Raw genomic sequence first — 989 nt, forward strand, 5'->3', positions numbered from 1 at the left:
TAGGTTATTGCAAGGGCAAAATTTGTCCACAGCGGATGCTGTTTTTGAGCCATTTGGATGGGTGTCATATTATTAATGCCTTGATGGGGACGATGATGATTATAGTGCATCTCCCACAGACGGAACTGGTACTTTCGGTCCTGAGAGTCGATGAAGGTCACCTGCTCAAACAGGTTCTCGTTATCGGTGCGGTTGGAGCGTTCAATAAACCCATTCTTCCAAGGCTTGCCCTTAGGAATAAGTGCATGGATGCGCCCCCACTTCTCTACCAGCTTGGTAAAAGCTGTCTTATAGTGGGAGTGGTAGGTATATTTCATGGTGAAGTACATGGCGTTGTCGGTGAAGGTGATGAAAAAGGGGGCAGGTTCTCCAACGCTCTCTGATAGACGGCCGCCACAGTACTACTGTGACAGTTGTCGTGGATTTCTGAGTACTTGATCCGTGTCGACAGATGAATGATCGAGATCTTGTATTCGAAACCCTGGCCGCCTTTAACGGCTGGTAGTTGCTGAATGTCCATCTGGGTGCGATGCCTGCCCACGGGCAAGTGAGCAGAAATGGGTGCTTTGGTCTTGCGGGGCTTGTTCAGCCCCTGCTTTTTGAGCACCAGGTACACATTGCTGGGATTGCTGCAGGCGTGCTGCTGCTGGAGCTCATAGGCAATGCGTACTTTACCGTGGTGGCTGGTAGCCGGGTTCTGTCGGTAAGCTGCTACGGCGTCCTCAAAGGCAGCAGTAATAGCTCTGGCCTTGTGCAAGGGAGCACTGCTGCGGTCGGTTAGTTCCGAGCGGCTGAGCCACTTGCGGATGGTCAGCAGGTGGACGCCGAAGCGCTCAGCGAGTGCCTGTTGGCTATAATCGCCACTGGCATACAGGTCTTTGACCTGCCGCCGCTGCCTTAGAGTAAGGCTAGCATTTTTATGGAGTTTCATAACCAACATAAACTATAAATTTTATACCAAATATTCTATAACCTTAGTAACCAGTACA

Annotated in this window: 2 protein-coding genes; both read right to left on the minus strand. The window is 50.6% G+C overall.

Features of this window, described 5'->3' with window-relative positions; translation table 11 throughout:
• On the minus strand, positions 1–317 hold a 317-nt coding region (locus JTN23_RS25745), incomplete at its 3' end, for an integrase core domain-containing protein (protein WP_247238001.1).
• Positions 314–931 carry a hypothetical protein gene (locus JTN23_RS25750; protein WP_247238002.1) on the minus strand — a complete coding sequence of 206 codons (618 nt, stop codon included), beginning with the start codon at positions 929–931 and terminating at the stop codon, positions 314–316. The genes JTN23_RS25745 and JTN23_RS25750, both read right to left, overlap by 4 nt.
• Positions 932–989 lie beyond the last annotated feature (58 nt).

Source organism: Telluribacter roseus (assembly GCF_017355915.2).
Taxonomy (GTDB): Bacteria; Bacteroidota; Bacteroidia; order Cytophagales; family Spirosomataceae; genus Telluribacter.

What these genes read in the sequence shown, in the direction of transcription:
- JTN23_RS25750 (WP_247238002.1), bottom strand. Translation starts at nt 931, where the DNA reads ATGAAACTCCATAAAAATGCTAGCCTTACTCTAAGGCAGCGGCGGCAG.